Origin of the sequence: Streptomyces bugieae (assembly GCF_036352915.1) — a bacterium.
Classification (GTDB): Bacteria; Actinomycetota; Actinomycetes; order Streptomycetales; family Streptomycetaceae; genus Streptomyces; species Streptomyces endophytica.
In genome coordinates this window covers 1-383 of the sequence record NZ_JAZBJP010000241.1, presented here as the reverse complement: position 1 = coordinate 383, position 383 = coordinate 1, and the positions used below count along the sequence as shown (strand labels likewise).

Annotated in this window: 2 pseudogenes; both read left to right on the top strand. The window is 76.0% G+C overall.

The features are described from left to right. Window positions 1–194 (top strand): annotated as a pseudogene (locus tag V2J85_RS41075) (glycosyltransferase); the annotation flags it as partial. Then, window positions 191–383: pseudogene (locus tag V2J85_RS41070) on the top strand (lipopolysaccharide biosynthesis protein); the annotation flags it as partial. The pseudogenes V2J85_RS41075 and V2J85_RS41070, both read left to right, overlap by 4 nt.

Below are 383 nucleotides of genomic sequence, written 5' to 3'. Positions count from 1 at the left end.
GCGCCACCCGGATCGCGGGGAGCCCCGACGAGCTGACCGCCGTGCTGCGGCAGCGGATACCGGCCCGCCCCGACCGCCGGCCGCCGCCCCGGGCCGTCGGCCACTACGACATCCGGCGCAGCAGCGAGCGCCTGATGGATGTGTACGCGTACGCCCTCGACACCGCCCCACCGAACCGGAGAGCCCTCTCATGACCGAGTCCCCCGAGCAGCAGCGCCCCGTCGTCCCGCGCCGTCGGCTCCGCTCCGCCCTCACCCGGCTGCCCCAGTGGTGGCCCCTGCCCGCCTGTGTGCTGCTGGGCACGGTGTCCGGGCTCTCGTACGGCCTGCTCGCGTCCCCCCAGTACGAGGCCACCAGCTCCGCCATGGCGGTCGCCGAGGAGG